The sequence below is a fragment of the Streptomyces phytophilus genome (genome assembly GCF_013870535.1).
GTDB classification, from domain to species: Bacteria; Actinomycetota; Actinomycetes; order Streptomycetales; family Streptomycetaceae; genus Streptomyces; species Streptomyces phytophilus.
In genome coordinates this window covers 1-5,798 of the sequence record NZ_JACBXC010000298.1, presented here as the reverse complement: position 1 = coordinate 5,798, position 5,798 = coordinate 1, and the positions used below count along the sequence as shown (strand labels likewise).

Below are 5,798 nucleotides of genomic sequence, written 5' to 3'. Positions count from 1 at the left end.
CACGAGCGCGGGCTTCACGAGCGGGCGGGGGAGCAGTCTCATGTGGGGGTCCTCAGTCGAGGTGGAAGACCTCTGTCAGGGGGTACAAGGCCGCGTCCGGCGCGGCGCCGTCGAGCGCCTCGAAGAACGGGACCATCTCGGCCTGCCAGCGCGCGTTGACGTCGCTCGCGGCCATCGCCGCCTGCGCGGCGGCGAAGTCCGCGGTCTCCAGGTAGCCGACGAGGAGGCCGTCGTCGCGCAGGAAGAGCGAGTAGTTGCGCCAGCCGGCGGCGGAGAGCGCGGCGAGCATGTCCGGCCAGACGGCCGCGTGCCGCTCGCGGTACTCCGCCAGCCGGTCGGCGCGCACCTTCAGCAGGAAGCAGACGCGGCGCTGTTGGGCGCCGGCCATCAGAAGTCGTACTCGTCGATGTTCTTCTCGTCGAACACGGTCGGCGGGCCGAGGATGACCTCGCCGTCCTTGCCGACGGTGTACTCGCCGAGCCGGCCGGCCTCGAACGTCTCGCCCTCCTTGCCGGTGATCTGGCCGGAGGCCAGCGCGGCGGCGGCGTAGGCGCCGAGGTAGCCGAGGTCCTTGGGGTCCCAGAGGGAGAACTCCTCGACGGTGCCGTCCTTGATGAACTTGCGCATCTGGTTCGGCGTGCCGAGGCCGTTGAGCACGACCTCGCCCTTGTAGTCGGAGGAGCTGATGTAGCGGGCGGCGGCGGCGATGCCGACGGTGGTGGGCGAGATGATGCCCTTCAGCTCCGGGTACGCCTTGAGCAGCCCCTGGGTCTCCTGGAAGGACTTCTGGTCGTCGTCGTCGCCGTAGGCGACCTTGACCAGCTCCATGTCCTTGTACTCGGGCTTCTTCAGCTCGTCCTTCATGTAGTCGATCCAGGTGTTCTGGTTCGTGGCGTTCTGGGTCGCGGACAGGATGGCGATCTCGCCCTTGTGGTCGAGCTGTTCCGCGATGCGCCGCACCTGGCTGCGGCCGATCTCCTCGGAGCTGGCCTGGTTGATGAAGAGCTGGCGGCAGTCCTTGGCGGTGTCGGAGTCGTAGGCGACGACCTTGATGTCCTGCTGCATGGCCGTCTTGAGCGGGCCGCAGACGGCGTTGGGGTCGTTGGCGGCGATGAGGATGGCGTCCTGGCGCTGCTGGACGAGGGTGTTGATGTACGAGACCTGCGAGGACGCCTTGGCGTCGGAGGGCCCGACCTCCTTGGCCTCGGCGTCGAACTCCGCGCTCGCCTCGATGCCCGCCTCGTCGACGATCTGCTCGTACGGGTTGTTGATCTGCTTGGGCAGGAACGCGATCTTCAGGCCCTTCTTCAGCGGCGCGTCCGGGTTCGCGGTGGCGTCGGAGACCTGTTCCTTGGCGTCGCTCTCCGCGTCGTCCTTGGTGGTGCCGGAGCAGGCGCCGGCCGCCAGGGTGAGGGCGCACAGCGCGGCTGTCGCGGCGAGGGTGCGGCTCTTGTTACGCATGCGGGTGAACCTTTCGCGTTCGGTTCCGCGGGACCGCGGACGAGGGTCTGGGGCGGGTCAGGGGGCCGCTGCGAGGCGGCGGTTGCGGCGCTCCGCGAGCGCGGAGACGGCGCGCGGGGCGAGTACGGAGGCGATGAGCAGCAGCCCGGTGACGATCACGCGGATCTCGTTCGCCACGTCGTTGAGGGTGAGCAGGTTGTTGAGCAGGCCGATGAGGAGCACGCCGGCGACGGCGCCGCCGAGGGTGCCCTTGCCGCCGTTGAAGTCGACGCCGCCGAGGAGGACGGAGGCGATGACGACGAGTTCGAGGCCGAGGCCGTTGTCGGCGCGGGCGCTGCCGTAGCGCAGGGTGTAGACGATGCCGGCGAAGGACGCCATCAGCCCGGAGACGACGAAGAGCGCGAGCTTGATGCGCTTGACGCGGATGCCGGCGAACCACGCGGCGTCCTCCTGGGCGCCGATGGCGTACAGGGAGCGGCCGAAGCCGGTCATGTGCAGCAGCACGGCGGCGAGCACCGCGAGCACCGCGAAGAGCGCGATGGGGTACGGCACGAAGGTGCCCGGCACGGTCTCGGTGGAGGAGGCCCACTGGGAGTACGTGTCGGGGAAGCCCGCAACGGCCTTGTCGCCGAGGACCACCGAGGCCAGGCCCCGGTAGAGGGTGAGGGTGCCGATGGTGACGGCCAGCGGCGGCAGCCCGACGCGGGTGACGAGCCAGCCGTTGAGCAGCCCGCCGGCGGCCCCGGCGAGCAGGCAGACCGGCACGATCAGCTCGAAGGCGTACCCCGCGTCCCACAGGGAGCCCGCGAGCGCGCTGGACAGGCCGAGCATGGAGGCGACGGACAGGTCGACCTGGCCGGCGACGACGAGCAGCGTCATCGGCAGCGCGATGAGGGCGATCTCGGCGGTGTCGTTGAGGGCGGCGGACATGTTGCCGGTGGAGGCGAAGCCGTCGGTGGACGAGGTGCCGGCCAGGAACACCGCGATCAGCAGGATGCCGACGGCGGTGTCCCACCGCAGGTAGGTGCCGAGCGACTTCACCGGACGGCGGAGCCGGTATGGCTGGTCAGCGGGCATTGTCAGTGTCTCCGGTTACGGTCGGCGGTGGTGATCGTGGTGCAGGTGAAGCTGTTGCCGGCTGCCGTGCAGGCACCGGCGCCTCCCGCACCGACCTCCTGTCGGCGCAGACGGCGGTTCGGACGGTCCAGGCGAAGAAGACCCGCAGCGCCAAACGCCCGGCGCGGAATCGCCCTCGAACTGCTCGACGGCATCCGTGAGCGGAGAACGGCCTCTCGCGACCGCCGGTGCGGGCTCGCCGGCCCGGCCGACCACGTCGCCGGGGTCAACGCGCGCGACCGTGCACGCTCGGCGTGGGCTTCGTCAATACGCCCGTACCACAACGGAACCAGCACCTCCTCTCCTGTGGTAGATGCGACCCGTGACCGTCCTGTCGTAGAGGGCAGTCGGGAGCGCGAACCCGGTGTGCAGGACCCGGCTTGCCAGCCGGCCCTTCAGGGCTGGGGAGTTGACTGCCGCCTCCTCTTCCGCAGCGCGCTGGTGGTGCGCCGCTGCACGATGCGGTCGGTGGTGATGGCGGCGAGCAGCAGCACGCCGGTGATGGCCTGCTGCCAGAAGGAGCTGACCTTGAGCACGACCAGCGCGCTGCCGATGGTGGTGAGCAGCGCGGCGCCGAGTGCGGCGCCCCAGACGGAGCCGACGCCGCCGGTGATGGCGACGCCGCCGACGACGACGGCGCTGACGACGGTCAGCTCCCAGCCGTTGGCGGCGTCCGCGACGACGGTGCCGAAGCGGGCCAGCCACAGCGCGCCGGCGAAGCCGGCGATGGCGCCGGAGAAGGCGTACGCGCCGAGCACGCGGCGGCGGATGGGGATGCCGGCGAGCCGCGCGGCCTCGGGGTTGGAGCCGATGGCGTACAGCTCGCGGCCGCCGGTGTAGCAGCGCAGGTAGTACGCGGTGCCGGCGAGGACGGCGGCGGTGATCAGCGGCAGGTACGGGATGCCGAGGACGCTGCCGGTGCCCAGCGAGAGGACGTCGTCGGGGAGGTTGGCGGCGTTGATCTGCTCGCCGCCCGCCCACCAGTAGTCCAGGCCCTGGATGACGTAGAGCATGCCGAGGGTCACGACCAGCGCGGGCACCTTGCCGAAACTCACCAGCAGCCCGCTGACCAGCCCGCACGCGGTGCCCAGCGCGATGCCGAGGAGGACGACGACGAACGCGCTGTGGTCGGTGCCGGAGACGAAGTCGCCGCAGGCGAAGGCGGTCAGGCCGACGACGGAGCCGACCGACAGGTCGATGTTGCGGGTGATGACGACGACGGACTGGCCGACGGCGAGCAGCACCAGGATCGAGGAGTTGAGCAGCAGGTCCTTGACGCCCTGGTCGTCGAGGAAGCCGGGGTTGGCGATCCAGGTGCAGAGGATCAGCACGACGAGGGCGCCGCCGATGGACAGTTCGCGGGCGCGGAAGACCAGGTCGGCCAGCGAGCGCGCGGAGCGCTCGGTGCCGCCCGCGGGGGCGGGCTTGGGCTTCTGTACGGTCGCGCTCATGCCGCCGCCTCCCCGGCGCCGCGGCCGGTCGCCGCCGTCATCACCGTCTCCTCGGTGGCCTCGGCGCGGGGGATCTCGGCGACGAGGCGGCCCTCGTGCATGACGAGTACGCGGTCGGCCATGCCGAGGACCTCCGGCAGGTCGGAGGAGACCATGAGGACGGCCAGCCCGCCCGCGGCCAGTTCGGAGAGCAGCCGGTGCACCTCGGCCTTGGTGCCGACGTCGATGCCGCGGGTCGGCTCGTCCACAATGAGCACCGACGGCTCGGTGGCGAGCCACTTGGCGAGCACGACCTTTTGCTGGTTGCCGCCGGACAGCACCCCCACGTCGTCCGTGAGCCGCCCGTACTTCAACCGCAGCCTCGCGGCCCAGTCGGCGGCCCTGCCGCGCTCCAGCGTCCGCTTGACGAGCCCGGCGGAGCCGAGGCGGCCGAGTCCGGTGAGGCCGATGTTGCGCTCGATGGACATCTCCATGACCAGGCCGCGCTGCCGCCGGTCCTCGGGGACGAGGGCGACGCCCGCGTCCATGGCGGCGGTCGGCGAGCCGCGGCGCAGCGGGCGGCCGGCCACGTGCACCTCGCCGGCGTCGGGGGTGTCGACGCCGAACGCCGCCTGGACGACCTCGCTGCGGCCGGCGCCGACGAGTCCGGCGAGGGCGACGATCTCGCCGCGGCGGACGTCGAAGGAGACGTCGTGGAAGACGCCTTCGCGGGTCAGCCGCCGTACGGACAGGGCGGTTGCGCCCAGTTCCGCGTCCTGCTTGGGGTACAGCTCGTCCAGGTCGCGGCCGACCATGCGGCGTACGAGGTCGTCCTCGGTGAGGGCGGCGACCTCGTCGGTGGCGATCCAGCGGCCGTCGCGCAGCGTGGTGACGCGGCGGCAGAGCCGGAAGATCTCCTCCAGCCGGTGGGAGATGAACAGCACGGCGGCGCCCTCGGCGCGCAGCGCCTCGACGACGGCGAAGAGGCGGGCGGTCTCGCTGCCGGTGAGCGCCGCGGTCGGCTCGTCCATGATCAGGACGCGGGCGTCGAACGACAGCGCCTTGGCGATCTCCACGATCTGCTGGTCGGCGATGGACAGGCCGCGCGCCGGGCGGTCGGGGCCGAGGTCGACGCCGAGGCGGCGCATGAGCGCGGCGGTGGCGTCGTGGACCGAGGTGCGGTCGATGCGGCGCAGGGTGCGGCGGGGCTGGCGGCCCATGAAGATGTTCTCGGCGATGGACAGGTCGGGAAAGAGCGTGGGTTCCTGGTAGATCACGGCGATGCCCGCGTCGCGGGCGTCGGCCGGGCCGTGGAAGCTCACCGGGGCGTCGTCGAGGAGCAGTCGGCCCGCGTCGGGGCGGTGGACGCCGGCGAGCATCTTGATGAGGGTGGACTTCCCCGCGCCGTTCTCGCCGGCGAGGGCGTGCGCCTCGCCGGCGTGCAGCGTGAGGGAGACGTCCTGCAGGGCGCGTACGGCCCCGAAGGACTTGCTCAGGCCGCGCGCGGCCAGGACGGGCACTTCTGTCATGGTCAGCACCGTTGCGGTCGGCAGTTCATGAAAGGTTTCAATGAGTTTTCACGGAAGCTAGACCTCCCCCAACAGGCCCGTCAATGGGTCGGACATGGAAAGTTTCCGGACAACGTCACGTCCCCCGCGGGCCCTTGACACGCCTCCCGCGCCTCCCTAACTTCGTGATCTGAAACGATTCATGCTCGCGCCGTCCCCCGGAGGGCCCCGTGATCAGCAGACGTTCACTCCTCGGCACCGCCACCGCCCTGGGTACCGCCGC

General features: G+C 71.2%; 5 protein-coding genes. All 5 read right to left on the bottom strand.

Annotated elements, in window-relative coordinates:
* Positions 1-52 precede the first annotated feature (52 nt).
* Positions 53-388, bottom strand: a complete 336-nt coding sequence (locus tag H5J30_RS15410) for an L-rhamnose mutarotase (protein WP_181788004.1) — start codon at positions 386-388, stop codon at positions 53-55.
* Positions 388-1,461: a rhamnose ABC transporter substrate-binding protein gene (gene rhaS / locus H5J30_RS15405; protein WP_181788003.1), complete on the bottom strand. Its 1,074-nt coding sequence runs from the start codon at positions 1,459-1,461 to the stop codon at positions 388-390. The genes H5J30_RS15410 and rhaS overlap by 1 nt, the downstream gene beginning before the upstream one ends.
* Positions 1,462-1,518: 57 nt before the next feature.
* Positions 1,519-2,538 carry an ABC transporter permease gene (locus H5J30_RS15400; RefSeq protein ID WP_220188942.1) on the bottom strand — a complete coding sequence of 340 codons (1,020 nt, stop codon included), beginning with the start codon at positions 2,536-2,538 and terminating at the stop codon, positions 1,519-1,521.
* A 434-nt stretch (positions 2,539-2,972) separates the two neighbouring features.
* Positions 2,973-4,028, bottom strand: a complete 1,056-nt coding sequence (locus tag H5J30_RS15395; RefSeq protein ID WP_181788002.1) for an ABC transporter permease — start codon at positions 4,026-4,028, stop codon at positions 2,973-2,975.
* Positions 4,025-5,536 (bottom strand): sugar ABC transporter ATP-binding protein, encoded by a 1,512-nt coding sequence (locus H5J30_RS15390; RefSeq protein ID WP_181788001.1) that lies wholly within the window; start codon positions 5,534-5,536, stop codon positions 4,025-4,027. The genes H5J30_RS15395 and H5J30_RS15390 overlap by 4 nt, the downstream gene beginning before the upstream one ends.
* Between the last annotated feature and the right edge of the window lie 262 nt (positions 5,537-5,798).